We start from the raw sequence: 23,552 nt of genomic DNA, 5'->3' as shown, positions 1-23,552 counted from the left end.
CGCGAAGCCGGAACCGGTCAGCCGGGCACCGTTCCGCGGCAGGCCCAGGCAACCGATACGAACGAGCGCGGGCCGTCCGGCTCCCCGCCCTCGTAGGCCGCTCGCACCGCCGTGTCGGCGTGCGCCCTCTCTTCTGGAGCGAGCGACGTGACATACCAGCCGAGCGGACCCTCGCCTGCTGCGATCGGCGCCCAGTAGTCTTCGAACGACTGGTAATCCATGCGGATCAGCAGCGAGGTTTCCTCGACGTGCAGCAGGCCGTTGTCGACAAAGCTCTGCTTCATTTCGCCGGGACGCATCATCGGCTGGAAGAAGTACTTACGTCGCATCTGACGCGCGCTTTCGTTTCCTGCGGCGAGCGTATCCCACATCATCCGCATGACGGGCATGCCTCCAAGGTGGTCCCAGACCGCGGCCGCCACTATGCCGCCCGGCCGCACGACGCGGCGCATCTCCGCGACCGCCTTGCCGGCCTCCGGCACGAAGTGGAGCACCAGCAGCGACATCGCCCGATCGAAACGATTGTCCGGGAAAGGCAGCGCGCAGGCGTCGGCCTCCTGGATTGCGATGCGGGCATCGGTGTTCCTCTGCTTCGCGGCGGCGACGAAGACGGGCGAAAAGTCGATCGCCGCGATCTCCTTGAGATTGGCCTTGCCCGGCAGCGCGAATGTCAGGCTGCCTGTTCCGCAGCCGACATCGATGACGCGCTCACCGTCGGCCAGTCCCGCAAAATCGATGAGCAGCGGCGCCAGTTTCTGGCTCCACCGCCCCATCAGCCGGTCATATCCATCGGCGCTGTGCACGCTGAAGCTGGACGTCATTGCGGCCTCCCGACTGGGAATGGCAAAGGATACTGCACGCCGTGGCCCGTGCAAAGCGTCGACCGCGACAGACACCCCAGCCGATCCGCAGCGCCTATGACCAGGATTGCACTGTTCGCAGCGTCGCCTCGTCCCGCTCGCCCTCGAAGAAGGTTGCCAGCGCTTCGGCGAACACGTCGCCGGGCACACCCTTGTCGAACAACGTCAGGCAGGAGCGGAACTTCATGTCGTCCGGGCTGCCGAAGATCTCGTGCGCAGTGCGGGCGCGGTGGCGCAGCGCCAGTTCGACGCATTCCCGCAGTCGCGCGCCCAGGACGGGATGATCCAGATAAGCGCGCGCCTCAGCGAGCGAGGCGATCGCGTAGCGCTGCGACATGGCGCTGAAGCCGAGGCCCGCGATCTGCGGGAAGACGAACCACATCCAGTGGCTTGCCTTGCGCCCTGCAGCAAGTTCGCGGCGCACGGTTTCGATGACCGGCGCCTGGGCATCAAAGAAGCGCTGGAGATCGAAGGGATCGCTGGACATGCTGTTCCTCCCCGCCGGCAGACAACCTTTTGCGCCGTCTGGAGTTAGGTCTCCGACAGCAAAAGGAGATTGTTATGGCGACCGCATCGAAACGATCCGCCCGTGAAGAGGCCGACAAGCAGCGCAAGATCCAGAAGGGCGTCGACACCACGGACGCAGCCAACAAGAATCAGGCGAAGGGCAGTTCGGCCATGCAGGCGGGCGCTCGAAAATATCCCGAGCCTCCCTTCCCCAAGCAGCACCATGCGAAGCCTGGCCACGAATCCGAAATCGACCCGGCGCCGCTCTACGATGCGCCCTACTACAGAGGCTCGGAAAAACTGAAGGGCATGGTGGCGCTGATCACCGGCGGCGATTCCGGCATTGGACGCGCGGTCGCCGTGCTCTTTGCCCGCGAAGGCGCGGATGTCGCCATCTGCTACCTGACCGAGACGACCGATGCAGAGGCGACCAAGGCGGCGGTTGAGGCAGAAGGCGCGCGCTGCATCCTCATTCCGGGCGACGTGTCTGAGGCAGCCTTTTGCGCGAAGGCCGTCGAGGAGACGGTGAAGAAGCTCGGCGCCCTCGACATATTGGTGAACAACGCCGCGTTCCAGATCCACTCCACAAAGTTCGAGGACCTGACCGACGAGCATTTCGACACCACCCTGAAGACCAATCTCTACGGCTACTTCCACATGGCGAAGGCGGCCGTGCCGCATATGAAGAAGGGGTCCTCGATCATCAACACCGGCTCGGTCACCGGCATCGACGGCAGCAAGGAACTCGTGGACTATTCGATGACGAAGGGTGGCATCCATGCCTTCACGCGGGCGCTTTCGGGCAACCTGATCGAAAAGGGCATCCGGGTGAACGCCGTGGCCCCCGGCCCCGTATGGACGCCGCTCAACCCGTCGGAGAAGGAAGCGACCGACGTCGCGCAGTTCGGGGCCAAGACGCCGATGAAGCGCCCGGCCCAGCCGGAGGAGATCGCGCCGGCCTACGTGTTCCTCGCCTCGCCGCATTGCGCCAGCTATATCACCGGCGAGATCCTGCCCATCGTCGGCGGCTACTGACCGTCCCGCTGACAGGCACAGTTGCGCGGGCCGCTCCGCGCAACCCGCGTGCCTTCTAGGCCGCCTGCCCTGCGACCCAACCGGACGACCATGCCCACTGGAAATTGTAGCCTCCCAGCCAGCCGGTGACATCGACCACCTCGCCGATGAAGAACAGGCCCTGCACGGATCTGACCTGCATCGTCTTCTGGTCGAGCGCCGCGGTGTCGACACCGCCCAGCGTGACCTCCGCGGTCCGGTAGCCTTCCGAGCCAGCCGGCTTGATGCGCCATTGATTGACGGCCGTATCGACCGTCTTCAGCTGCGCATCGGATAGGCCGGCGAGATTGCCGTCAAAACCGGTGCGCTCGGCGATCGCCTGCGCCAGCTTCTTCGGCAGATAGGCTGCGAGCGCCGTTTGCAGCGCCTGCCGCCCATTGGCGCGCTTGGCCTCGCGCAGCTCGGCAGCCACATCCGTTCCCGGTAGCATCGAGATCGCGATCTCGTCGCCCTCGCGCCAGTAGGACGAGATCTGCAGGATCGATGGCCCGCTGATTCCGCGGTGGGTGAACAGCATGGCTTCCGAGAACCTGGTCTTGCCGCAGGCGACCTCGGCATCGACCGCAATGCCTGAAAGCGGCGCCAGCTTCGCCAGCGTATTGGCGTCGAAGGTCAGCGGCACCAGTGCCGGCCGCGTCTCGACGACGGGCAACCCGAACCGCGCTGCCAGTTCGTAGCCGAAGCCGGTCGCGCCCATCTTGGGGATCGACTTGCCGCCGCACGCCACCACCAGCGACCTGCAAGCGACCTTGCGGCCCGAGAGAACGAGTTCAAACCCGTCGGCGGTCTTGCTGGCTTCCTCAACCGTAGTCGACAGCCGCAATTCGACGCCATTGGCCTGCATTTCCCAGACCATCATGTCGATGATCTGCCGCGCCGACCCATCGCAAAACAGCTGTCCAAGCGTCTTTTCGTGGTAGGCGATACCGTGACGCTCCACGAGCGCGATGAAGTCGCGCTGGGTGTAGCGACTCAGCGCCGATATGCAGAAATGCGCGTTTTGCGAGAGAAAGTTCTTTGGGCTCGCATGGATATTGGTGAAGTTGCAGCGGCCGCCGCCCGATATGCGGATCTTCTCGCCAGGCTTTGCTGCATGATCGACGATCAGCACCGAACGACCGCGCTTGCCCGCTTCAACGGCGCACATCATGCCCGCAGCGCCGGCGCCGATCACCACCACATCAAAGGACTGCATTTCGTCTTGTTCCCGCTGGCTCACCGATGCTTCCGCACCAACCATCTTCTCCGCCGGCCAAAGCTGTCGGTGCCTGATAACCGAACCCGTCGGGATGACAAAACTGGAAGTTAGGCCAGCGCTTCCCCGAAGAAGGTTAGGAGCCGTCGCCAGTGGCGCTCCGCACCCGCCGCATTGAACGCGCTGTGGTCGGGCACCGCCCAACCGTGCGCCATGCCGACATAGTTCTCGATGATGTGGTCGACCTCCGCCGTGCGCAGCGCCTCGGCCAGCCGAGCGGACTGCTCCGGCGGAAAGCTGCGGTCGACTCCGGCCACGCCGACATAGACCTTCGCCTTGATGTCGGCGGCGTGCCGATGCGGGCTGTCGGCGGCGTCCGACGCCAGGTTGCCGCCATGGAAGCTGGCAGCAGCCGCGATGCTGTCGGGATATGAAGCAGCGGCATTCAGCGCCCGTGCGCCGCCCATGCAATAGCCTACCGCGCCGACCGGACCCGTGACGCCCTCCCCAGCCAGTGCATCCAGGAAGGCCCAGGTGTCGTCCACGGTCATTGCCTGGCTGGTCGCGGCCATCGTCTCACGAAGCCAGGCGCCGGCCTTGTCGTCGGCGAAGGCAGTTTTGGCGTCGAGCGGCCCATATGCGCCTTGCCGGTAGAACAGGTCCGGCACCAGCACGGCATAGCCGTTGTCGGCCAGCCGCGACGCCATGGCGTCCAGCGCGGGGCGCGGCCCGAAGGCATCCATGTAGAGAATAACGCCCGCTCGCCCCTCAGCCGCACCGAAAATGCCGGCCTTCGCAACGCCATCCTTTGTCCTGATGTCGATGTTGCGCCTGTTCATCGTCGCCTCCGTACAGTGCCTGCCTCGAGCGCATGTCTACCCTCGATGTCGCGCAAGACAACCGCAAAACAAATCCGCAACGACGCAACGTGGTGAAAGCCCAGTCGGTCGGAATGAGCGACCGACGTTCGCAAGCTTTCGCCACCCCACGGAATCGTGAGACATATGCGCGGATGAGACTGGTAATGACGCCCCGTCATCCCCAGCTTGGCGTCTCGGGAGGCTTGGGAAAAGCGGCAGCACGGCATGGCGACAACTGGGACTCTCGAACTGCGCCGGCGCTCGCGGCTGAAGAACCTGCTTGTCCGCGCCGAACGCGAGGGCGCGAAGCTGCAGTTCTGGGCCCGCACCGCCTCGCTGGTAGCCATCGCCTCCTTCATCGCACTGGTCAGCAAGTGGAGCCCCGCCCTGCTGTTCGGGCTGGGGGTGCTCTTCCTCCTCTTCCTCTCCGGCTACATCCAGTACCTGCTGCTGCGCCGGCGGCGCGATGCGCCGTGGCTCGGTTACGTCATCGGCACCTTCGATATCGTCCTGGTGACGGTATTGCTGATCGCGCCGAACCCCTTTGGGGGAGATGCCTTGCCGCCCGCCATGCAGTTGCGTCTGAGCGGCTTCAAGTTCCTCCTGGTCTTCGTCTGCCTGGGCGCGCTCAGCCTGTCGCCGCGGCTGGCCGCATGGCTGGGGATCGCGGCCGCCATGTCATGGCTCGGGGCAGTGATCTGGGTGGCGGCGCAGCCGACCACGATTATCCCAGCCACGCGGCTTTACGGCCTGGCGCTCAACGAGCGCCTGCGGTTCCATCTCAACGCCAATTTCGTCGACACCGTCGATCAGGCGGCCAATATCTTCGTCATCCTGATCATCGCGGCGATCATCGCCCTGGTGGTGTCGCGGTCGCGGCGCCTTGCCGACGACTACATCAAGGCCGAGCGGGCGCGCGTCAACCTGGCGCGGCATTTCTCGCCTAACGTCGTCGATGAACTGGCCTCCGAGGACGAGCCGTTCGGGCCGGTACGGCGGCAGGACATGGCCGTGCTGTTCGCGGACATCGTCGACTTCACATCCTATTCCGAGGACCATCCGGCCGAAGAGGTGTTCGAACTGCTGCGCCAGTTCCACCGCCGTATGGAGCAGGTGGTGTTCGACAATGGCGGAACCGTCGACAACTATATCGGCGACTGTATCATGGCGACATTCGGAGTGCCGCGCGCCGGGTCTGACGACGCCACGCGCGCCATTCGCTGCGCGGAGGGGATCGTTCTCGCGCTGCACAAATGGAACGCCAGCCGGGCGGAGGCTGGATTGCCGCCGCTCGACGTTCGGATCGGGGCGCAGTTCGGTCCCGCCGTACTTGGCGCCGTCGGCAGCGAGCGCAGCCTGTCCTTCGCGGTGGTCGGCGACACCGTCAACGTCGCCAGCCGCCTACAGGCGCTCGGTCGAGAACTGGGCGTGAACGTGTGCCTTGGCGATGCGCTCATCCAGGCCGCACGGCGCGAGAACGACGGCAACATCCGGATCGACGCCGAGGACCGTGGGCTGGTCAGCATTCGCGGCCGCGACGAGCCCGTCCACGTGTGGGTGCTGCGTGATCCGGAAGAAGAGCCGTCCCTCAGCCTTTCTGCCTGATGTAGCTCGCCATGTGAAATGCCTGTACGGCGGGCGGATAGCGGAACGTCTCGCCTTGCGGGCACGCGTTGCGATCGAGGCAGCCAACAGACCGGCATCGCGATCCGCCCGGGCTGCGGACATGCTCGACACAGCCGGAATAGTCGAACGTGGTTTCCGAATAGGCATCGACCGGACAGGTTTTCAGGCAAGGTTTTCCGCTACATGCATCGCAAAGATGAATCGCTTTGTCAGGCGCTTGAATCGGAATCTCAGCCGCGAAGAGCAGCGCGCCCCGGTAGGCGTGCCAGAGGCCATAGATCGGGTGCATGAGAATGCCGAGCGGCGACGGCTTCAAACTCTCCGCACGCATCGCCCATTGCTGGAACGGCAGATAGGGCACATCGGACGGCGAGACGGCACGGGCGCCGAGTTGTTCCGCCACAGCGCCGATCACATTGCGCGACCATGTGTCGAGTGGATTGGCGAGGGCCGCAGGCTGCTGCTCGCGCCAATGCTGGAAATGCGACCAGTAGGCCGCGCCGGCATTGCCGACCAGGACGACGGTCCTGGCCGCCGCGCCCGACGGGCCGGGCGGCGCGTCATCCGCAGCAGCAAAGTTGAACCCACCGCGAAGGATGAGGCCATGTGGCGAGAGGGCCGCCGTGATCTCATCAAGCTTTGATGTAGATGAACTCCTCATCGGCCCTCAAACTTGTCGCAGAAGCACCATTCTGCTGTTCGCCAACCGCAGCTCAGGCATGTCTTGCCCGGTTCTTGGAACTTCTCCCGATCCGCGTTATCTTCTGTTCCGGAGTGGATGGACGGATTTCTCCGCCCATCCGTTTCCTTAGGTAGTCACTTGGACCCGGACGCTGATCGACCAGCTCGTCCGGGTCTTCGTGATTCTAAGGGTAATGCTGAGTGGTCTTCGCCACATTGCATTACCTCCGCAAGAGAGCGAGGCCGTCGCCACGGTCGAAGTGGCCTATCCTCTCCGATTGCACGCGCTGGCTGCGTGCTCCCTGCTTCCGCCCCCTGGCCAACCTTCAAGGTCCCCGCGTCGCGATCCAATTGCGCGATCACCCGGTCCGAAGCATCAACGGCCCTGGTTGGAGACAACACGTCACCCCTCGCCCGGCGTCCGCTTGAAGGCGCTGCGCCAGACTTCCTTGTGGATGATGTTGGCCACTTTAGCCCGGCCTGAATCGGGCTCCTTTCAAGTGAAGGCGTCTGGCATGGACTCCTTCTTCCTGGCGATGAAGTCCCTCAGGCCGTCGTCGATGCCTTGATCGAGCAGGGGCGCTTCGTAGCTCTCCAGCCAGCGCCGCGCGAGTTCATTGGCGCGTTGATCCGCGCGCTTCTCGCCTTCGGCCAGCCACTGCTCGTAGGAATTGTTGTCGGCGATGTTCGACCGGTAGAAGGCGGTCTGGAAATTCGCCTGCGTGTGATCGCAGCCGAGGAAATGGCTGCCGGGACCGACCTGCCGGATGGCATCCATCGCCTGTCCGTTCTCGGAAAGGTCGACGCCCTCGGCAAACCTCTGCTGCATGCCGAGCTGGTCGATGTCCATCATGAACTTTTCATAGCCGGACGACAGTCCGCCCTCGAGCCACCCCGCTGCGTGCAGGACAAAATTGGTGCCGGCGAGCAAGGTGGAATTCAGCGTGTTGGCGCTCTCATAGGCGGCCTGCGCATCCGCCACCTTGGAGGCGCAGAGCGAGCCGCCCGTGCGGAACGGCAGGCCGAGGCGTCGCGCGAGCTGCGCCGCGCCATACGACACCAGCGACGGCTCCGGCGTCCCAAATGTCGGCGCGCCCGACTGCATCGAGATCGAGGAGGCGAAGGTGCCGAAAAGCACCGGCGCGCCGGGCCTGATCAGCTGAGTGAGCGACGCGCCGGCCAGAACCTCCGCCAGCACCTGCGTCAGCGTGCCAGCGACCGTGACCGGGCTCATCGCGCCGGCCAGGATGAACGGCGTCACGATGCAGGCCTGGTTGTGGCGGGCGTAGACCTTCAGCGCCCCCAGCATCGTCTCGTCGAAGACCATCGGCGAGTTGGCGTTGATGAGGCTGGTCAGCACCGTGTTGTTCTCGACGAAATCGTCGCCGAACACGATCTTGGCCATCGCCATCGTGTCCTCCGCGCGTTCCGGCGCGGTCACCGATCCCATGAACGGCTTGTCGGTGTATTTTATGTGGGCGTAGATCATGTCCAGGTGACGCTTGTTCACCGGGACGTCCACGGGCTCGCACACCGTTCCCCCGGAATGGTGGATCGACGGCGCCATGTAGGAGAGTTTTACGAAGTTGTTGAAATCCTCGATCGTCGCGTAGCGGCGCTTGCCGTCGAGGTCGCGCACGAAGGGCGGGCCGTAGACCGGCGCGAACACCGTCCCCTTGCCGCCGATCTCGACATTGCGGTCCGGATTGCGGGCATGCTGCGTGTAGATCGAAGGCGCGGTCTTCAGAAGCGACCGCGGCAGACCGCGCGGAAAATGCACCCTCTCCCCGCGCACGTCGGCGCCGGCCTGCCGGAACAGTTCCAGAGCCTCGGCGTCATCGCGGAATTCGATGCCGACTTCCTCGAGGATGGTGTCGGCGTTCTTCTCGATGAGAGCGAGACCCTCCTCGTCCAGCACCTCGTAAACGCCGATTCTGCGACGGATGTAGGTCAGCGACTGGCCCGGTCCTCCGCCGGAGCGCGCCGCGCGCCGCGCCGCGGCGCCGCCGCCTCGGTCTGCGCGCGAGCGCCTTGCGCCCGCAGATTCGGCTTCGCCGCCAAGTTTTTCGTCCATCATTGCAGTCCCTGAAACGCGATTCGGCCGCCCGGGCGGTTCTTCGCGCTGGATCGTAGCCGAGCACCCTAGGGGAAACGGCCCGCCAGCGCCAACGCCTGTCGCAAAATCGACAAGGCCGACGGTTGTGCGTCCGGTCGCTTTCCTCTTGTACGAAGTCGCAAATCGGCTATGGCTCTGCCGGGGTCACGGGATACCTATGGCTCCGACATTCCGATTGGCAAGCGGCTGTCGCCGCTCTTGGGAGTGAAACATGTCCGACGACGAGATCATCCTTTCCGAGCTTTCCGACGAAGAGCTCGTGCAGCAGATGCACGACGACCTCTATGACGGGCTCAAGGAAGAGATCGAGGAAGGCACGAACATCCTTCTCGGCCGAGGCTGGGCGCCCTACACGGTGCTCACCGAGGCGCTGGTCGAGGGCATGCGCATCGTCGGCGAGGATTTCCGCGATGGCATCCTCTTCGTTCCCGAGGTGCTCTTGTCGGCCAACGCCATGAAGGCCGGCATGGCGATCCTGCGCCCGCTGCTGGCCGCCACCGGTGCGCCCAAGCAGGGCAAGCTGGTCATCGGCACGGTCAAGGGCGACATCCACGACATCGGCAAGAACCTCGTCGGCATGATGATGGAAGGCGCCGGTTTCGACGTGATCGACCTCGGCATCAACAACCCGGTCGAGAAGTATCTGGCGGCGATCGAGGAGCACCAGCCCGACATCATCGGCATGTCGGCCCTGCTGACGACCACCATGCCTTACATGAAGGTCGTCATCGACACGATGAAGGAAAAGGGCATTCGCGACGACTTCATCGTCCTGGTCGGCGGCGCCCCGCTCAACGAGGAGTTCGGCAAGGCTGTCGGCGCCGATGCTTATTGTCGCGACGCGGCCGTCGCCGTGGAGACAGCGAAGGACTTCATGAAGCGCCGCCACAACGTGCGCGCCACGGCCTGAAGGACCGTCGCTTCCAGAGCGGCTCAGTAGGAGCCGCTGTTTCCCGACATGCCGCCTGTAGAGGGCGAACTGCTGTCGGACATGCCCGACATGCCGCCTCCAGAACCTCCGGAGGTTCTGCTGGTGGACTGGCAGGCAGCGGTGACCGCGAGGGCCAATAGGAGCATCGAGACGCAACGGATTCGTGCAAACGACATCTGTCTCTCCATCCGGTGTGATGAAGAGACAACGTGGCCCATGACGGCCATCTTCCCGGCGAGGCGCAGATCCCGCCGGTTCTAGTTGACGGTGTCCTCGACAGCGTTCGCGGTCGCCTTCACGTCCCTGCCGACGCCGCGCACGGTGTTGGCGCACGACGCGACAAGCATGGCGCCGATCAATGCCGCGATGGGAACTAGGCGGGCGAGTTTCATGGACGGTGTCTCCCTTTTCGACTAGTAATCCTTGCAACGGCGAGGCGCCGCATGGGTTCCATGACCGAACAAATTACCGAGAACGAAACGGGACAGTCCCGGTTGCGGGTGATTGCCTGCGGCATGATCGCGCGGGAAATTCTCGCCGTGAAGGCGGCTTTCGGGCTGGATCATCTCGATCTCACCTGCCTGCCGGCCGAGTTCCACTTCTACCCGGACAGGATCGCGCCTGCGATGGAGAAAGCCATCCTGGAGGCAAAGGCGGACGGCTATGGGGAGATCTTCGCCGGCTATGCCGACTGCGGCACCGGCGGCCTGCTCGACAAGGTTTTGCAAAAGCACGGCGTGGAGCGCGTCGGGGGACCGCACTGCTTCGCCTTCTACCAGGGGCTCGACGCATTCGCGGCGTCAGGCGAAGCGGACATGCTGTGCTTCTACATGACCGATTTTCTCTGCCGCCAGTTCGAGGCGTTCTTCGTCCGGCCGCTGGGTCTCGACCGCCATCCCGAGTTGATCCCGGACTATTTCGGCAATTACGAAAAGCTCGTCTACCTTGCCCAAACCGAAAATCCGGAACTCGACAAGGTCGCGGAGGATGCGGCCAGGATGCTCGGACTTGCCTACGAGCGACGCTTCACCGGCTACGGCGACCTGACGCCTGCGCTTCGCAACGCTGCCGCAGAGGCAGGCCGAAGGTCCTGACAGCCCCGGAGACTCCATGAACCTGCGCGCCTGCCTGCTCACTCTGCTCGTCCTTCTTCCGGCAGCAGAGGCTCGTGCCGACGGCGAGATCATGAAGCTGATCACCCCCGCCGACCGGATACGCCTCGACAACTACGGAGAAACCAGGCGGCAGGCCCTCGCGGAGGCGAAGGGAGACGACGACAGCATGGATCGCAGCGCGCTCGAAGCGTCCCTCGCCAAGCCGCTGCAGAAATTTTCCGGCTTCGACATGACCGGCGACTGGCAGTGCCGCACGACCAAGCTGGGCGGCCTTTCGCCGATCGTCGTATACGGATGGTTCAGGTGTCGTGTCACTGACGACGGCTCCGGCTGGCGGCTTGAAAAGCTCAGCGGCTCGCAGCGCACCATCGGCCGCTTCTTCGACGATGGCGACAAACGGCTCGTCTATCTCGGTTCTCAGTTCGTCGCGGGAGAAAAGCCCAAGCACTACGGCGCAGGCCCCGAGACGGATCAGGCAGGCTACGCCTTTCGCACCGGCGCGAAGGAATGGCGCATCGAATTCCCTGCCCCTCACTACGAATCCAGGCTCGACGTTCTCGAGTTCCGCCGCTAGCCCGACTGCGCCCGGTTGCCATGCATCGCCTCGCCTGCAACTGTGCGAAACGTCATCAAGACTTAACGGCTCAAGTTCACAATCCCGTCGACGCGCATGGGGGCGCGGGGGGCGGCTTCTCGAATGAGACATGACATGCGCGGATTCGACGATGGACAGATGACCGGCGCGCCCGCGCGCCGCCGGCCGCGTCGACTGTCGCAGCTTTTCGCGCAGATGGCGCGCGATGCCGACGGCCCGGTCTCGCTGCGCACGATCCGTGATGCGCTGGGCGACCGCGGCTTTGCCGGCCTGCTGGTGTTTTTCGCCGCCATCAACATGATCCCGCTGCCGCCACCGGCGTCGGCCATCCTCGGCCTGCCGCTGGTCATCGTATCGGCGCAGATGGCCTATGGCAGCCGTCGCGCCTGGCTGCCGACGTTCCTGTTGAGCAAGTCGATTTCGCCCGAACAGTTCCGCAAGGTGATGGACTGGCTGATCCCCCGCATCGTCCGGCTGGAGCAGGTCGTGAAGCCCCGCTACTGGCCGTTCTGGAGGCGTCAGGGCGACCGCTTCATCGGCGCGGTGAGCCTGTTTCTCGGGCTGGTCGTCACCCTGCCGATACCGCTCGGCAACTGGCTGCCGGCCTGCTCGACCGCCATCCTCGGCCTTGCCCTTTCGGAGCGAGACGGCCTGCTGCTGAGCGTCGGCGGTCTTGTCGGCATCGCGGCCCTCGGCGTCATCGGAGCGGTCATCGGCACAGCCGGCTTCCTCACGCACGCGCTGTTCGGGCTCTTTTGAGCGAGCGGCGGGTGAGGCTGCAACGCCCGATAGAGCCGCGATTAAGGTTTCGCGGCTACGGTCTTGCCACCTGATGCCGCGCAGAAAGTACGAATGTCCCCGAAGATCGTCGTCGTCACTGCGGGCGGACCGCACCCCTGGATCATCGCCAACGCCCTGATCGAACGCTTCGGTCCCATCGACGTGATCCTCGAGGAAGGCGAGCCGCGCAGAGCCATGATCCGGCGGCGCGTCAGGAGATTCGGTTACATCAATGCTGCCGGGCAGACGGCGATGATGATCTGGACCGTCATCGCCAAGCGCCTCCTCAAGCGCCGGATCGCGCGGATCGTCGACGACAACGGCCTGAAACCCGGCCCGCAGCCCGGTCAGTCGGTCATCGGGGTTTCCTCTGTCAACGCGCCCGGCTTCCAGGACGCCGTTGCTCGCCTGAAGCCGGATCTGCTCTTCCTCGTCGGCTGCCGCATGATGAAGGCCGGCATGCTGGCCGACATGCCCTGCCCCGTCGTCAACTATCACGCCGGCATCAATCCGAAGTATCGCGGCATGAATGGCGGCTACTGGGCGCTCGCCGGCGGCGACGCGGAAAATTTCGGCGGAACGGTGCATCTGGTGGATGCGGGCGTCGACACCGGCGGCACACTCCGGCAAGTCCGCGGCAAGCCGGCGCCGAACGACAATTTCATGACCTACGCCTTCCGTCAGGCGGCGATGTCGCGCGAGATCTGCATCGCGGCGGCCGAGGATGCGCTTGCCGGCCGGCTTGCGCCGGTCGCCTCCGACCTGCCGTCGAAGCAATGGTATCATCCCACGATCTGGAACTATTTCTGGACGGGGATCACGCGCGGGGTCTGGTAGCGTCAAAGCTACACGCTGCGGCCGGATGGCTTCCGTGCCACATCTCCGTCGAGCGACGTTCCCGCGTCGCTTTTGAAAGCCCCGGCGTCGTCGGGTAACAAGCGGGCGCATTACGGTTCCTGCAAATCTCAACCACACACATCGAGAGTACGAAATGGCTGATCTGATCGTCGTTTACTGGCGCGATATTCCTGCCCAGGTCATCGTCAAGAAGGGTCGTCAGAACGCCAAGCGCGAACTGCCCCTGCGCTTCACCGAGGCCATCGACATGGCGGCCATGCGGTCGGGCGCAGCCGAAACCGACGCCTATCTGGCGGAATGGCGCAAAGCCGATCCGGTGCCCGTGAGCGACGACCTGGAGGCGGAGGCGGACAAGGCCGCGACCGAACTCGATGCACGATACGATCGGGAGCGGCTGGTCGCTCTCGCCAAATCCGGCGGCAAGGAAGATGGCTGACGCACAACCGAGCATAGCCTCCCAAGCAAGCGCCGCTGATGCGGCGAACGGCACGCCGCCTTCCGCAACCGGCGGCGTGACGCAGGCCACCATCGTCAAGAAGGCGGCGTCGAAAAGCGACTACAAGCCCGCCGACGTGTCCCCGCAGCGTCGCGTGCAGCGGAGCTACTCGGTGCGCCTCTGGTCGGTCCGGCATTCGCGCGCGCTCGAATGGTTCTATTCCAGGTTTGCCGACGCCTTCCTGCGGCTGCATCCGGTGTGGAAGCGCATCGGCTACGGCCGCGTCGAGACCCCGGTGAAATTCGTCGAGAAGCGGGTCAAGGGCATCATGTTCGACTGCCGCATGTGTGGCCAGTGCATCCTCTCCTCGACCGGCATGTCCTGCCCGATGAATTGCCCCAAGCAGCTTCGCAACGGCCCGTGCGGCGGCGTTCGCGCCAATGGCAACTGCGAGGTCGAGCCCGACATGCCCTGCGTCTGGGTGAAGGCCTGGGAAGGCTCGCGCAACATGGCCGCTGGCGACGCCATTCTCAACGTCCAGAAGCCGGTCGACCAGTCGCTGCGCGAAACATCGGCCTGGCTGCGCGTGACAGCGCTGGCTGCTTCCGAGCGAGAGCAAGGAAAGGTGGGTGCAGCGTGAACGACCTTGTTCGCATCTACCGCCTGGCCTCCAAGGCGCCCCCACCCCTGACCCCTTCCCACAAGGGGGAGCGGAAACGTCTTGCCCGGCCGCGCCTGCTCGCCGATGAACTGCGCGCGGTTGTGCTGAGCCTGGCTTCCCCTCCCCCTTGTCGTGAGCAGTTAGGGGTGGGGGTAGCGGTCCGGCGCTCATGCGGGGGACTCGAATGACCTCACCCCGCCCTCCTCAGCGCGACGAGCATCCAGACGGCATCCACCTGCCGCTCGAGCCCCTGCCCGGCCACACCTCGCGCGGACGGCTGGAGCGGGTGCTGCGCCGCGGCGAGTTCGCCGTCACCACCGAGCTCAACCCGCCCGACAGCGCCGATCCGGAAGACGTCTACAACCGCGCAAGGATCTTCGACGGCTGGGTGGACGGCATCAACGCCGTCGATGCGTCGGGCGCAAACTGCCACATGTCCTCGGTCGGCATCTGCGCGCTGCTCACCCGCATGGGCTACGCGCCGATCATGCAGATCGCCTGCCGCGACAAGAACCGCATCGCCATCCAGGGCGACGTGCTGGGCGCGGCCGCCATGGGCGTGGCGAACATCCTGTGCCTGACCGGCGACGGCGTGCAGGCCGGCGACCAGCCCGGCGCCAAGCCGGTCTTCGACCTTGATTCCATGTCGCTGCTCGAAACCATCCGCATCATGCGGGACAATGGAAAGTTCCTGTCCGGTCGAAAGCTCACCACGCCGCCGAAGCTCTTCCTGGGCGCCGCCGTCAACCCGTTCGCCCCGCCGTTCGATTTCCGCCCGCTCCATCTCGGCAAGAAGATCGCCGCCGGCGCGCAGTTCGTGCAGAGCCAGTACTGTTTCGACGTGCCCATGTTCCGCAGCTTCATGGAACGCGTTCGCGACCTCGGCTTTCACGAGCAGGTTTTCATCCTGTGCGGCGTCGGGCCGCTTGCTTCGGCCAAGACGGCGCGGTGGATCCGCTCCAACGTGCCGGGTATCCACATTCCCGATTCGATCATCACGCGGCTCGAAGGCGCTGCCGACCAGAAGGCCGAAGGCAAGCGCATCTGCATCGACATCATCAACGAGGTGAAGGAAATCCCGGGCGTTGCCGGCGTCCATGTGATGGCCTACCGGCAGGAGGAGTATGTCGCCGAGATCGTCGACGAATCGGGCGTGCTGAAGGGGCGACGGCCATGGAAGCGCGAGCCGCGCCAGGACGACCAGCTCGTCGCCCAGCGACTTGACCAGATCCTCCACGACAATATCACCGAAACCCAGGTCGACATGGTGAAGACGGCGCATTGACCGCACCGATCGCTTGAACCACGCCAGATAACGATATAAAGAAGTCTTTATATCACGAGGAGTAATTCATGACCCGCACCATCGTCGCTTCGGCGACCCGCGAAATCGTCATCGGCTTCGACCAGCCATTTTGCGTGATCGGCGAGCGCATCAACCCGACCGGCCGCAAGAAGCTGGCCGCGGAGATGCAGGTGGGCAATTTCGACACCGTCATCAAGGACGCGCTGGAACAGGCCGCCGCAGGCGCCACCATGCTCGACGTCAATGCCGGCGTCACGGCGGTCGACCCGAACGCAACCGAGCCTGGCCTGCTGGTCCAGACGCTGGAGATCGTGCAGAACCTCGTCGACCTGCCGCTCTCCATCGATTCGTCCGTCACCGCCGCCATCGAGGCAGGCCTCAAGGTCGCCAAGGGCCGGCCGCTGGTGAACTCCGTCACCGGCGAGGAGGAGAAGCTGGAAGCCATCCTGCCGCTGGTGAAGAAGTACGACGTGCCGGTGGTGGCCATCTCCAACGACGAGACCGGCATCTCCATGGACCCGGACGTGCGTTTCGCGGTCGCCAAGAAGATCGTCGAGCGCGCCATGGACCACGGCATCAAGGCGCATGACGTCGTCGTCGATCCGCTGGTCATGCCGATCGGCGCGCTGGGCGACGCCGGCCGCCAGGTATTCGCGCTCCTGCGCCGCCTGCGCGAGGAACTGAAGGTCAACACGACCTGCGGCCTCTCCAACATCTCCTTCGGCCTGCCCCACCGCCACGGCATCAACGCCGGCTTCATCCCGATGGTGATAGGCGCCGGCATGACATCGGCCATCATGAACCCGGTCCGCCCGCAGGAGATGGAGGCTGTGCGCGCCGCGAACGTGCTCAACGGCACCGACCGCGACTGCATGACCTGGATCAAGACCTACAAGGATTTCAAGCCGGGCGAGCACGCCGCTCCCCCGCCGGTTGCGGTCAACGCTCCGGGCGATGCGGGCGCCGCCAATGGCGGCCGCCGCCGCGGCGGGCGCGAGGCGCGCCGGGCTGTACAGGGATAGCCATGTTCAATGGACTTTTAAGTCATTTCAAAAAGCATCTCCGATTGATCGCGATCCTCGCGGCAGTCGTCCTGATCACCCGCTACACATTGTTCGCCGATGCCGCAGAGTTCGCGTTGTTTAGTGCTAATCTCAAAGCATACATCGTTCCGCTGGCAGTTGGACTTTCGGTACTGGCGCTCGGAGGCACGCTGCTCATGGCCTTGAACAAGACGAGCCACGCCGTGCAGTCCAGAGTGTCTAGGGCCTTTTTCTGGATCAGTTCGGCGATGCTCGCGGTCGCCCTTGTGGCGGCCTTCATCACCGTGAAACTCAGCACTGCGACTGCCCAATGAACGCCCCCGTTTCCCCTACCGACCCCCTCGTCCTCTTCATGCCATCGGGCAAACGGGGGCGGTTCCCGGTCGGGACGCCGCTGCTCGACGCCGCGCGCTCGCTCGGCGTCTATGTGGAATCCGTGTGCGGCGGACGCGCCACCTGCGGGCGCTGCCAGATCGAGGTGCAGGAAGGCAATTTCGCCAAGCACAAGATCGTCTCGTCGAACGACCACATCTCCGCCAAGGGGCCGAAGGAAGAGCGCTACGAGCGCGTGCGCGGGCTGCCGGAGCACCGCCGCCTCTCCTGCTCCGCGACCGTGCAGGGCGACCTCGTCATCGACGTGCCCCAGGATACCGTCATCAACGCGCAAGTGGTGCGCAAGGCTGCCGTCGACCGCCACATCGAGCGCAACGCCGCCGTCCAGCTCTGTTATGTCGAGGTGGAAGAGCCAGACATGCACAAGCCGCTCGGCGATCTCGACCGGCTGAAGGCGGCGCTGGAAAAGGACTGGGGCTGGAAGGATTTGCTGATCGCCCCTCACCTGATCCCGCAGCTCCAGAAGATCCTGCGAACAAAACTGCCGGACCAGCCGGAGGTCAGCGAAGGCAAGTGGGGCGTCACCGCCGTCGTGCATCGCGACATGGAATCGGCGCGGCCCTTCATCATCGCGCTGTATCCCGGGCTGAAGAACGAGGCCTACGGCATCGCCTGTGACATCGGCTCGACCACGATCGCAATGCATCTGGTCTCGCTGCTGTCGGGCCGCATTGCCGCCTCCTCTGGCACGTCCAACCCGCAGATCCGCTTCGGCGAGGATCTGATGAGCCGCGTCTCCTACGTCATGATGAACCCGGACGGGCGCGAGGCGATGACCAAGGCCGTCCGCGAGGCCGTCAACACGTTGATCGGGAATGTGTGTGCTGAAGGCGGCGTCGACCGCCACGACATCTTCGATTGCGTCTTCGTCGCCAATCCGATCATGCACCACCTGTTCCTCGGCATCGATCCGACCGAGCTCGGCCAGGCGCCGTTCGCGCTGGCGGTCTCCGGCGCGCTGCAGTTCTGGGCGCATGAGATCGACATCGATGTCAGCCGCGGCGCGCGGCTCTACACGCTGCCCTGCATCGCCGGCCATGTCGGTGCGGACGCCGCCGGCGCGACGCTGTCGGAAGGTCCGTATCGCCAGGACAAGATGATGCTGCTCGTCGATGTCGGCACCAATGCCGAGATCGTGCTTGGCAACAGCACCCGTGTCGTCGCCGCCTCCTCCCCCACCGGCCCGGCCTTCGAGGGCGCGGAAATCTCGTCCGGCCAGCGAGCCGCGCCGGGCGCCATCGAGCGGGTCCGCATCGACCCAGAGACGCTCGAGCCGAAATACCGCGTTATCGGGACCGAAAGATGGTCCGACGAGGAAGGCTTTGAAGAGGCCGCCGCCGCTACGGGCGTCACCGGAATCTGCGGCTCCGCCATCATCGAGGTCGTGGCGGAGATGTATCTTTCCGGCATCATCACCGAGGACGGCGTCATCGATGGCGATCTCTCCGCCAGAACCCCGCGCATCATCCCGAACGGGCGCACCTTCTCCTACTTGGTGCGCGAGGGACGGGAGGGCGCCCCGCGCATCACCGTCACCCAGAACGACATCCGCGCCATCCAGCTCGCAAAGGCCGCTCTCTACGCCGGCGTCAAGCTTCTGATGGAAAAGCAGGGCATCGACCACGTCGACACCATCCGCTTCGCCGGCGCCTTCGGCTCGTTCATCGACCCGAAATACGCCATGGTGCTGGGCCTGATCCCCGACTGCGACCTGGCTGAAGTGAAGGCGGTGGGCAACGCCTCGGGCACCGGAGCGCTGATGGCCCTGTTGAACCGCGATCATCGTCGCGAGATCGAACGGGAGGTGATGCGCATCGAGAAGATCGAAACGGCTCTGGAACCCCACTTCCAGCAGCTTTTCATCGACGCCATGGCGCTGCCGAACAAGGTTGATCCGTTTCCGAAGCTGGCCGAGCAGGTGAAGCTGCCGCCGCGAAAGGCCGCCTCGGAGGATGGATCTCCCGCCGATACGGCTCCCCGCCGCCGTTCACGTGAAGAACGGGCGGCACGGCGCGGTCGTGCGTGAACAAAAAGGGCCCCGCGCCGGCTTTTGCGCGGGGATCGTTTGCACGCAAACGTTTCCATGACGTAACGTAAACTACGGGCATCGGCGACCCGCCGCCACTTGCTCGAAACAGTCAGCGTTTATTCACGGTCTACCAGGCAGCGCATCGCAGTCCCGCAGACCGGAGGACAAGCCTATGCTGTTTTTGAGTGGATTGGCCCGTCTCGCCAAGGCGCGCGCGCGGCGGCGTACGGAAATGCTGCTGGAGACCCTGCCGCCGGAGGTCCAGAAGGATATCGGCTGGCGCTGGTCGCCGAGCCGTTCCGGGGCGAAGCAGCGGCGTAGCCGGTCCTGGGAGCTTTGACGCGCTCGAAATGCCCGCCGCCGCGCGGGCAGCTTGATTTTGCTGAGCCGACTGCACATTCTCGCTTCGTGGGGGAACAGTTCGTCCAGGGATTTCCCGCGAAGCGATCATGCCCAGTCTCAAGAGCCACCTCGTCGCCTTCGTCCTTCGCCGCACCCGCAAGAAGGCTTTCACCAGCGCAGCGGAGCTGAACCGCTGGATCGCGGCGGCGCGCCGGACCGAGGATCACCGCCCTCCTCCAGCCCTGGCGAAGCGCCTCGACATCCGCCAGCGTCATGTCGCCGGCTTTCCCGTCTACGACATCGCGCCACGCGCCGGGATCCGCAACGGCCAGCGGATTCTCTACCTGCACGGCGGCGCATATGTGTTTGAAATCACGCGCTTCCACTGGAATCTGATCGCAGAGATGTCGGAGCGCCTCGGCGTCCGCATCACGGTGCCGATCTATCCGATCGCGCCACAGCACGACATCCACGCCATGCTCGGCATGATCATGCAGGTCTATGCCGCGATGCTCGAGGATGCCGACGGCCGCGACATCCTGTTTATGGGCGATTCGGCCGGCGGCAACATGGCGGTCGTCCTCACCATGATGGCCGCCGAGCGCGGCATGGCGCTCCCCTCGCGCCATGTCCTCATCTCTCCATGTCTCGACGTCTCGCTCGAGAATCCCGCGGCCTACGAGGTCGAGAAGGTGGACCCCTGGCTGGGCATTGCCGGGGGGCTCGAGGCGATCCGCCACTACAGCGCAGGCCTGGCGCGCACGGACTGGCGCATCAGCCCGGTCTTCGGCAACCTCGCCGCGCTGCCGCCGACGCTGATCCTGACCGGCACGCGCGATCTGCTCTATCCCGACACCGTCAGTTTCGCGGAGAAGGCGCGAAAGGCCGGCGTCGAGGTGGAACTGGTCGTCGAGAAGGGCATGTTCCACGTCTGGACGCTGATCGACATGCCGGAAGCCCGGCGTGCGAGGGATGGGATCGTGGCCTATCTCGCCGCCGCCCCGCTTCCGCACCCCGATGCCGTTCCTGGCCCGTTGCCCATTCCCCAGGCTGAGCCTGCCGGATGATCGCGGCGCATGGGCGGGGCAGGACGCGGGAGGCCGCCCGCCCTAAAACTTTCCCGTCTCCTTGAACACCTCGAAGGTCGTACGGATATGGTCCGCCACCGCCTTCACCGGCGCACTGGCGTCCGGTGCGACGATCATGGCGATGTTGTAGCTGCCGATGTCCGGCATGCCGTCCTTCTGGCCAAGTTCCACCATTTCGTTGCCGAGGAAAGATTTTGGCAGCGGGGCCACCGCAAGATCCGCCATGATGGCGGCACGCTGTCCGGCGGTGTGCGCGCTCATATAGGCGACCCGGTAGTTGCGCCCTTCCCGGCCCAGCGCCTCAAGCGCGCCTGCCCGCCATGCACATCCTTCCTCCCACAGCGAAACCGGCAACGGCTCGCGCATATGCGCGCAGCCGCCCTTGGCCCCGGCCCATACGATCGGCTCGGTCAGCAGGACCTCGGCGGACAGCGCGCTGGACTTGTAGGAGTTGGTCAGCAGCGTCAGGTCCAGCGCCCGGTCGTCCATGCGCCGGCGCAGATTGGCGCTCTGGTCAATGGTGACGTCGACCGCGATGGCCGGGTGCGACTGCGCAAAGCGCTTCAGCACCTGCGGCAGCACGCGCTCTCCGTAGTCGTCCGGAGAGCCCAGCCGCACCACGCCGACGATGTCGGGAATGATGAACTTCGACACCGCCTCGCGGTTGATCGCCAGCAGACGCCTTGCATAGCCGAGCAGCATCTCGCCGTCGGTCGTCAGCGTCACCGAGCGCGCATCGCGCGAAAACACGGCGCGCCCGAGGATGTCCTCGAGCTTCTTGATCTGCATCGACACCGCGGACGGCGTACGGAACACCGCATTGGCTGCGGTGGTGAAACTTCCGGTTTCAGCAATCGCCGTAAAGGTTCTGAGCACGTCCAGATCGAGCAGGGGCAGCGGGTGGTTCAATGGCGCGTTCATGGCGGCCTCTATTCAAAAATCTTGATCGACATCATCATTTGATTTCGTTTGATTGAACATCAGATTCACCCCATAGTCAACAGCGTCGCAAGGACGTGTCGCCCCACCCGGCGCAGATGCATTCGAAGAAACCGACCGGTTGTGCGATGCGAAGCTGAAAGCCTGAGCCTGCGACTGCCCCACCGAAGTCGGTGACCGGGCAGCCCGGCAAATGACGAGGAAGGAAGCGATCATGTCTATGTTGTCGACCATCGAGCGCATCGTGCACGACTATAGCGCAGCCCGCGCCCGCTACCTCACCGAACGCGCGATCCGCGACCTGCCGATCGAGTTGCAGAAGGACATCGGCTGGCCCGACGCCTTCGAAACCCGCACCCCCCGCCGCCCCGGGATCGGCACCTGGGCGGGAGGCCGCTGATCGTGCGGCCGACCAATGACAGCCTGCCGGTCCCTACCCGCGGCGCCGGCAGGCTGTTCCACGATGATGGTCAGGCATGCGTCGCCCGCATGACGTTCATGAACAATCCGCATAGCTGCGACATTTTGTTCATCTCATTGTAAAACCAGAACTTTTCGGCTCTTGCCACAAGCGCGCACCGACCCTGTGTCGCATTTTCAATGGACCGCTTCGCTTTTGGCGCTGATGGACCGCACGAGCCTCACTATATGCGGGTCATCCAACGAGATGCCCCACTCCTGATACAGCGAAGGCACCCCGTGTAACTCTGATGCATGGAGACGTGTCATGAACCTTTTTGCGCGCCTGTTCGGCAGCCGCAGTGCGGCGAATCTCACCACCAGCCTGGAGCGCCAGCGCCTGAGCAGGACCATGCCGGGTCAGACCGGGGCGGTCGCCGCGGTGCGCCTTGGCGTTCTCATTCGCTGACCCAATTCACAGTAGTAGGCCGCACCTCCTCCCAGCGGCCGCCCGCGCCGACCTCGCGAAAGCCAGGGCGGCGCTTTTTTTGGCGCCAGCTTGCGGCGTCGCCGGCGGATCGGTGTCGATCGGGGCGCAGAATTGACACCGTCCCACGCGAAATCCGTTGACAAGACTGGTGCTAGCTGATGTGAACTTTGCTATTCGCGACATCCTCTTCGCGACAGCAGTTGACGTGAGGGCAGGCAGGTTGACCGCGCACAGGCACCCGATCAAGCGATCGCTGGTATTTTTTCTGATTCCTGACTTCACCATGGTCGCTTTCGCGACGGCCCTTGAGCCGTTGCGCATCGCCAACCGCATGCTCGGCTATGAGGCCTACAAATGGAGGCTGGCGAGCCTGGACGGCCGCCCTGTGAATGCGTCAAACGGCGTGGAATGCGCGGCGAACGGCTCGCTGGAAGATGAGCGCCGCAAGATGGCGGGCCCTGAGCGGCCCTCCATGGTCATCGTCTGCAGCGGCGTCAACGTCGAGACCTATCACAATCGCTCTGTGTTTGCCTGGCTGCGGGAGGAGTACAACCGCGGCGTCGGCATCGGCGGTCTGTGCACCGGCGCCTATGTGCTCGCCTCCGCCGGATTGCTAGCCAACAAGCGCTGCGCCATCCACTGGGAGAATCTGCCGGGTTTCTCCGAGACGTTCCCCAAGGCCAACGTCTTCGCCGACCTCTTTGAGGTGGACCAGAACATCTACACGTGCGCCGGCGGCACCGCGGCGCTGGACATGATGCTGAAGCTGATCGGCGACGATTTCGACGACAATCTCGTGAACCGCGTCTGCGAGCAGGTGCTAACCGACCGCGTGCGCAGCCCGACTGACCGCCAGCGCCTGCCGCTGCGGGCGCGGCTCGGCGTGCAGAACGGCAAGGTTCTGTCCATTATCGAGCGCATGGAGGCGAACCTTTCGGAGCCGCTGTCGCTCATCGAGATCGCCGACCGTGTCGGGCTGTCGCGCCGGCAGATCGAACGGCTGTTCCGGCAGGAGATGGGACGGTCGCCGGCCCGCTACTACCTTGAGATCCGGCTCGACCGCGCCCGCCACCTGCTTGTCCAGTCGTCCATGCCGGTAGTGGATGTCGCTGTCGCCTGCGGCTTCGTCTCCGCCTCGCATTTCTCAAAATGCTACCGCGAGCTCTACGCCCGTTCGCCACAGCAGGAGCGCCTGGACCGCAAGCAGTTGCTGGCCGCCTGAGGCGCC

The 23,552-nt window shown here is 64.7% G+C and carries 26 protein-coding genes; 18 read left to right on the top strand and 8 right to left on the bottom strand.

Translation table 11 applies throughout. The features are described from left to right. Positions 1–17 precede the first annotated feature (17 nt). The gene (locus PD284_RS12470; protein ID WP_274628512.1) at positions 18–821 is read right to left on the bottom strand and encodes a class I SAM-dependent methyltransferase; all 804 of its coding nucleotides are present in this window, start codon (positions 819–821) and stop codon (positions 18–20) included. Positions 822–915: 94 nt separating this feature from the next. Continuing rightward, complete coding sequence (locus tag PD284_RS12465; RefSeq protein ID WP_274628511.1) at positions 916–1,347, bottom strand: DUF1810 domain-containing protein; 432 nt, start codon at positions 1,345–1,347, stop codon at positions 916–918. A gap of 74 nt (positions 1,348–1,421) precedes the next feature. Here PD284_RS12465 and PD284_RS12460 point away from each other — a divergent pair, with 74 nt between their 5' ends. Beyond that, positions 1,422–2,402, top strand: coding sequence for an SDR family oxidoreductase (locus tag PD284_RS12460; RefSeq protein WP_274628510.1), 981 nt, complete (start codon positions 1,422–1,424; stop codon positions 2,400–2,402). Between the two features lie 55 nt (positions 2,403–2,457). Here PD284_RS12460 and PD284_RS12455 read toward each other — a convergent pair whose 3' ends face one another. Beyond that, positions 2,458–3,636, bottom strand: coding sequence for a BaiN/RdsA family NAD(P)/FAD-dependent oxidoreductase (locus tag PD284_RS12455; RefSeq protein WP_274628509.1), 1,179 nt, complete (start codon positions 3,634–3,636; stop codon positions 2,458–2,460). Between the two features lie 110 nt (positions 3,637–3,746). Next, positions 3,747–4,475: a dienelactone hydrolase family protein gene (locus PD284_RS12450; protein ID WP_274628508.1), complete on the bottom strand. Its 729-nt coding sequence runs from the start codon at positions 4,473–4,475 to the stop codon at positions 3,747–3,749. A 246-nt stretch (positions 4,476–4,721) separates the two neighbouring features. Between PD284_RS12450 and PD284_RS12445 the strand changes: the two genes are divergently transcribed. Continuing rightward, positions 4,722–6,101: an adenylate/guanylate cyclase domain-containing protein gene (locus tag PD284_RS12445; RefSeq protein WP_274628507.1), complete on the top strand. Its 1,380-nt coding sequence runs from the start codon at positions 4,722–4,724 to the stop codon at positions 6,099–6,101. On the opposite strand, the gene PD284_RS12440 is transcribed toward PD284_RS12445, so the two are convergent. Together PD284_RS12440 and PD284_RS12435 are read right to left on the bottom strand one after the other, a co-directional pair. Continuing rightward, complete coding sequence (locus tag PD284_RS12440) at positions 6,085–6,783, bottom strand: hypothetical protein (protein ID WP_274628506.1); 699 nt, start codon at positions 6,781–6,783, stop codon at positions 6,085–6,087. The two genes, PD284_RS12445 and PD284_RS12440, sit on opposite strands and share 17 nt — an antisense overlap. Positions 6,784–7,299: 516 nt before the next feature. Continuing rightward, a complete protein-coding gene (locus PD284_RS12435; RefSeq protein ID WP_274628505.1) occupies positions 7,300–8,877 on the bottom strand; it encodes a trimethylamine methyltransferase family protein in 1,578 nt (525 codons plus the stop codon). Positions 8,878–9,130: 253 nt separating this feature from the next. Here PD284_RS12435 and PD284_RS12430 point away from each other — a divergent pair, with 253 nt between their 5' ends. Continuing rightward, positions 9,131–9,829, top strand: a complete 699-nt coding sequence (locus PD284_RS12430; RefSeq protein WP_274628504.1) for a corrinoid protein — start codon at positions 9,131–9,133, stop codon at positions 9,827–9,829. Between the two features lie 278 nt (positions 9,830–10,107). Here PD284_RS12430 and PD284_RS12425 read toward each other — a convergent pair whose 3' ends face one another. Further along, a complete protein-coding gene (locus PD284_RS12425; RefSeq protein WP_274628503.1) occupies positions 10,108–10,242 on the bottom strand; it encodes an entericidin EcnAB in 135 nt (44 codons plus the stop codon). 60 nt (positions 10,243–10,302) lie between these two features. Between PD284_RS12425 and PD284_RS12420 the strand changes: the two genes are divergently transcribed. From PD284_RS12420 to PD284_RS12365, 12 genes are all read left to right on the top strand, one after another. Further along, entirely contained in the window at positions 10,303–10,944 is a 642-nt protein-coding gene (locus PD284_RS12420) for a DUF1638 domain-containing protein (RefSeq protein ID WP_274628502.1), read from the top strand. Positions 10,945–10,960: 16 nt separating this feature from the next. Next, a complete protein-coding gene (locus PD284_RS12415) occupies positions 10,961–11,539 on the top strand; it encodes a DUF4893 domain-containing protein (protein ID WP_274628501.1) in 579 nt (192 codons plus the stop codon). Positions 11,540–11,674: 135 nt separating this feature from the next. Continuing rightward, positions 11,675–12,319, top strand: coding sequence for an exopolysaccharide biosynthesis protein (locus PD284_RS12410; RefSeq protein ID WP_274628500.1), 645 nt, complete (start codon positions 11,675–11,677; stop codon positions 12,317–12,319). Between the two features lie 93 nt (positions 12,320–12,412). Then, entirely contained in the window at positions 12,413–13,177 is a 765-nt protein-coding gene (locus PD284_RS12405; RefSeq protein WP_274628499.1) for a formyl transferase, read from the top strand. Positions 13,178–13,331: 154 nt separating this feature from the next. Continuing rightward, complete coding sequence (locus tag PD284_RS12400; RefSeq protein ID WP_274628498.1) at positions 13,332–13,634, top strand: virulence factor; 303 nt, start codon at positions 13,332–13,334, stop codon at positions 13,632–13,634. After that, entirely contained in the window at positions 13,627–14,274 is a 648-nt protein-coding gene (locus tag PD284_RS12395) for a methylenetetrahydrofolate reductase C-terminal domain-containing protein (protein WP_274628497.1), read from the top strand. Before PD284_RS12400 ends, PD284_RS12395 begins: the two co-directional genes overlap by 8 nt. A gap of 205 nt (positions 14,275–14,479) precedes the next feature. Then, positions 14,480–15,580, top strand: a complete 1,101-nt coding sequence (locus PD284_RS12390) for a methylenetetrahydrofolate reductase (RefSeq protein WP_274628496.1) — start codon at positions 14,480–14,482, stop codon at positions 15,578–15,580. Positions 15,581–15,648: 68 nt separating this feature from the next. Next, complete coding sequence (locus tag PD284_RS12385) at positions 15,649–16,623, top strand: methyltetrahydrofolate cobalamin methyltransferase (protein WP_274628495.1); 975 nt, start codon at positions 15,649–15,651, stop codon at positions 16,621–16,623. Positions 16,624–16,625: 2 nt separating this feature from the next. Beyond that, positions 16,626–16,958, top strand: a complete 333-nt coding sequence (locus PD284_RS12380) for a hypothetical protein (RefSeq protein WP_274628494.1) — start codon at positions 16,626–16,628, stop codon at positions 16,956–16,958. Continuing rightward, positions 16,955–19,063, top strand: a complete 2,109-nt coding sequence (locus PD284_RS12375) for an ASKHA domain-containing protein (protein ID WP_274628493.1) — start codon at positions 16,955–16,957, stop codon at positions 19,061–19,063. Before PD284_RS12380 ends, PD284_RS12375 begins: the two co-directional genes overlap by 4 nt. 175 nt (positions 19,064–19,238) lie before the next feature. Continuing rightward, on the top strand, positions 19,239–19,406 hold the full coding sequence (locus tag PD284_RS12370; RefSeq protein WP_274628492.1) for a hypothetical protein: 168 nt from the start codon (positions 19,239–19,241) through the stop codon (positions 19,404–19,406). A 109-nt stretch (positions 19,407–19,515) separates the two neighbouring features. Continuing rightward, positions 19,516–20,475 (top strand): alpha/beta hydrolase, encoded by a 960-nt coding sequence (locus PD284_RS12365; protein ID WP_274628491.1) that lies wholly within the window; start codon positions 19,516–19,518, stop codon positions 20,473–20,475. A 42-nt stretch (positions 20,476–20,517) separates the two neighbouring features. Here PD284_RS12365 and PD284_RS12360 read toward each other — a convergent pair whose 3' ends face one another. Next, positions 20,518–21,417 carry a LysR substrate-binding domain-containing protein gene (locus tag PD284_RS12360; RefSeq protein ID WP_274628490.1) on the bottom strand — a complete coding sequence of 300 codons (900 nt, stop codon included), beginning with the start codon at positions 21,415–21,417 and terminating at the stop codon, positions 20,518–20,520. A 232-nt stretch (positions 21,418–21,649) separates the two neighbouring features. Between PD284_RS12360 and PD284_RS12355 the strand changes: the two genes are divergently transcribed. The 3 genes from PD284_RS12355 (at position 21,650) to PD284_RS12345 (ending at position 23,546) form a co-directional block, all read left to right on the top strand. Further along, positions 21,650–21,835: a hypothetical protein gene (locus PD284_RS12355; RefSeq protein ID WP_274628489.1), complete on the top strand. Its 186-nt coding sequence runs from the start codon at positions 21,650–21,652 to the stop codon at positions 21,833–21,835. Positions 21,836–22,162: 327 nt separating this feature from the next. Beyond that, a complete protein-coding gene (locus PD284_RS12350) occupies positions 22,163–22,303 on the top strand; it encodes a hypothetical protein (RefSeq protein WP_274628488.1) in 141 nt (46 codons plus the stop codon). 304 nt (positions 22,304–22,607) lie between these two features. Further along, positions 22,608–23,546 (top strand): GlxA family transcriptional regulator, encoded by a 939-nt coding sequence (locus tag PD284_RS12345; RefSeq protein ID WP_411956201.1) that lies wholly within the window; start codon positions 22,608–22,610, stop codon positions 23,544–23,546. The last annotated feature ends 6 nt before the right edge of the window (positions 23,547–23,552 follow it).

This window comes from Mesorhizobium shangrilense, from assembly GCF_028826155.1.
GTDB classification, from domain to species: Bacteria; Pseudomonadota; Alphaproteobacteria; order Rhizobiales; family Rhizobiaceae; genus Arvimicrobium; species Arvimicrobium flavum.
Note: the sequence above shows the minus strand (reverse complement) of the source record. Positions and strands in the feature narration are given on the sequence as shown.

Bases quoted from the DNA above. Each gene is read 5' to 3' on its own strand.
- PD284_RS12470 (WP_274628512.1), bottom strand. From the start codon at position 821: ATGACGTCCAGCTTCAGCGTGCACAGCGCCGATGGATATGACCGGCTG.
- PD284_RS12465 (WP_274628511.1), bottom strand. From the start codon at position 1,347: ATGTCCAGCGATCCCTTCGATCTCCAGCGCTTCTTTGATGCCCAGGCG.
- PD284_RS12460 (WP_274628510.1), top strand. From the start codon at position 1,422: ATGGCGACCGCATCGAAACGATCCGCCCGTGAAGAGGCCGACAAGCAG.
- PD284_RS12455 (WP_274628509.1), bottom strand. From the start codon at position 3,636: ATGCAGTCCTTTGATGTGGTGGTGATCGGCGCCGGCGCTGCGGGCATG.
- PD284_RS12450 (WP_274628508.1), bottom strand. From the start codon at position 4,475: ATGAACAGGCGCAACATCGACATCAGGACAAAGGATGGCGTTGCGAAG.
- PD284_RS12445 (WP_274628507.1), top strand. From the start codon at position 4,722: ATGGCGACAACTGGGACTCTCGAACTGCGCCGGCGCTCGCGGCTGAAG.
- PD284_RS12440 (WP_274628506.1), bottom strand. From the start codon at position 6,783: ATGAGGAGTTCATCTACATCAAAGCTTGATGAGATCACGGCGGCCCTC.
- PD284_RS12435 (WP_274628505.1), bottom strand. From the start codon at position 8,877: ATGGACGAAAAACTTGGCGGCGAAGCCGAATCTGCGGGCGCAAGGCGC.
- PD284_RS12430 (WP_274628504.1), top strand. From the start codon at position 9,131: ATGTCCGACGACGAGATCATCCTTTCCGAGCTTTCCGACGAAGAGCTC.
- PD284_RS12425 (WP_274628503.1), bottom strand. From the start codon at position 10,242: ATGAAACTCGCCCGCCTAGTTCCCATCGCGGCATTGATCGGCGCCATG.
- PD284_RS12420 (WP_274628502.1), top strand. From the start codon at position 10,303: ATGACCGAACAAATTACCGAGAACGAAACGGGACAGTCCCGGTTGCGG.
- PD284_RS12415 (WP_274628501.1), top strand. From the start codon at position 10,961: ATGAACCTGCGCGCCTGCCTGCTCACTCTGCTCGTCCTTCTTCCGGCA.
- PD284_RS12410 (WP_274628500.1), top strand. From the start codon at position 11,675: ATGCGCGGATTCGACGATGGACAGATGACCGGCGCGCCCGCGCGCCGC.
- PD284_RS12405 (WP_274628499.1), top strand. From the start codon at position 12,413: ATGTCCCCGAAGATCGTCGTCGTCACTGCGGGCGGACCGCACCCCTGG.
- PD284_RS12400 (WP_274628498.1), top strand. From the start codon at position 13,332: ATGGCTGATCTGATCGTCGTTTACTGGCGCGATATTCCTGCCCAGGTC.
- PD284_RS12395 (WP_274628497.1), top strand. From the start codon at position 13,627: ATGGCTGACGCACAACCGAGCATAGCCTCCCAAGCAAGCGCCGCTGAT.
- PD284_RS12390 (WP_274628496.1), top strand. From the start codon at position 14,480: ATGACCTCACCCCGCCCTCCTCAGCGCGACGAGCATCCAGACGGCATC.
- PD284_RS12385 (WP_274628495.1), top strand. From the start codon at position 15,649: ATGACCCGCACCATCGTCGCTTCGGCGACCCGCGAAATCGTCATCGGC.
- PD284_RS12380 (WP_274628494.1), top strand. From the start codon at position 16,626: ATGTTCAATGGACTTTTAAGTCATTTCAAAAAGCATCTCCGATTGATC.
- PD284_RS12375 (WP_274628493.1), top strand. From the start codon at position 16,955: ATGAACGCCCCCGTTTCCCCTACCGACCCCCTCGTCCTCTTCATGCCA.
- PD284_RS12370 (WP_274628492.1), top strand. From the start codon at position 19,239: ATGCTGTTTTTGAGTGGATTGGCCCGTCTCGCCAAGGCGCGCGCGCGG.
- PD284_RS12365 (WP_274628491.1), top strand. From the start codon at position 19,516: ATGCCCAGTCTCAAGAGCCACCTCGTCGCCTTCGTCCTTCGCCGCACC.
- PD284_RS12360 (WP_274628490.1), bottom strand. From the start codon at position 21,417: ATGAACGCGCCATTGAACCACCCGCTGCCCCTGCTCGATCTGGACGTG.
- PD284_RS12355 (WP_274628489.1), top strand. From the start codon at position 21,650: ATGTCTATGTTGTCGACCATCGAGCGCATCGTGCACGACTATAGCGCA.
- PD284_RS12350 (WP_274628488.1), top strand. From the start codon at position 22,163: ATGAACCTTTTTGCGCGCCTGTTCGGCAGCCGCAGTGCGGCGAATCTC.
- PD284_RS12345 (WP_411956201.1), top strand. From the start codon at position 22,608: ATGGTCGCTTTCGCGACGGCCCTTGAGCCGTTGCGCATCGCCAACCGC.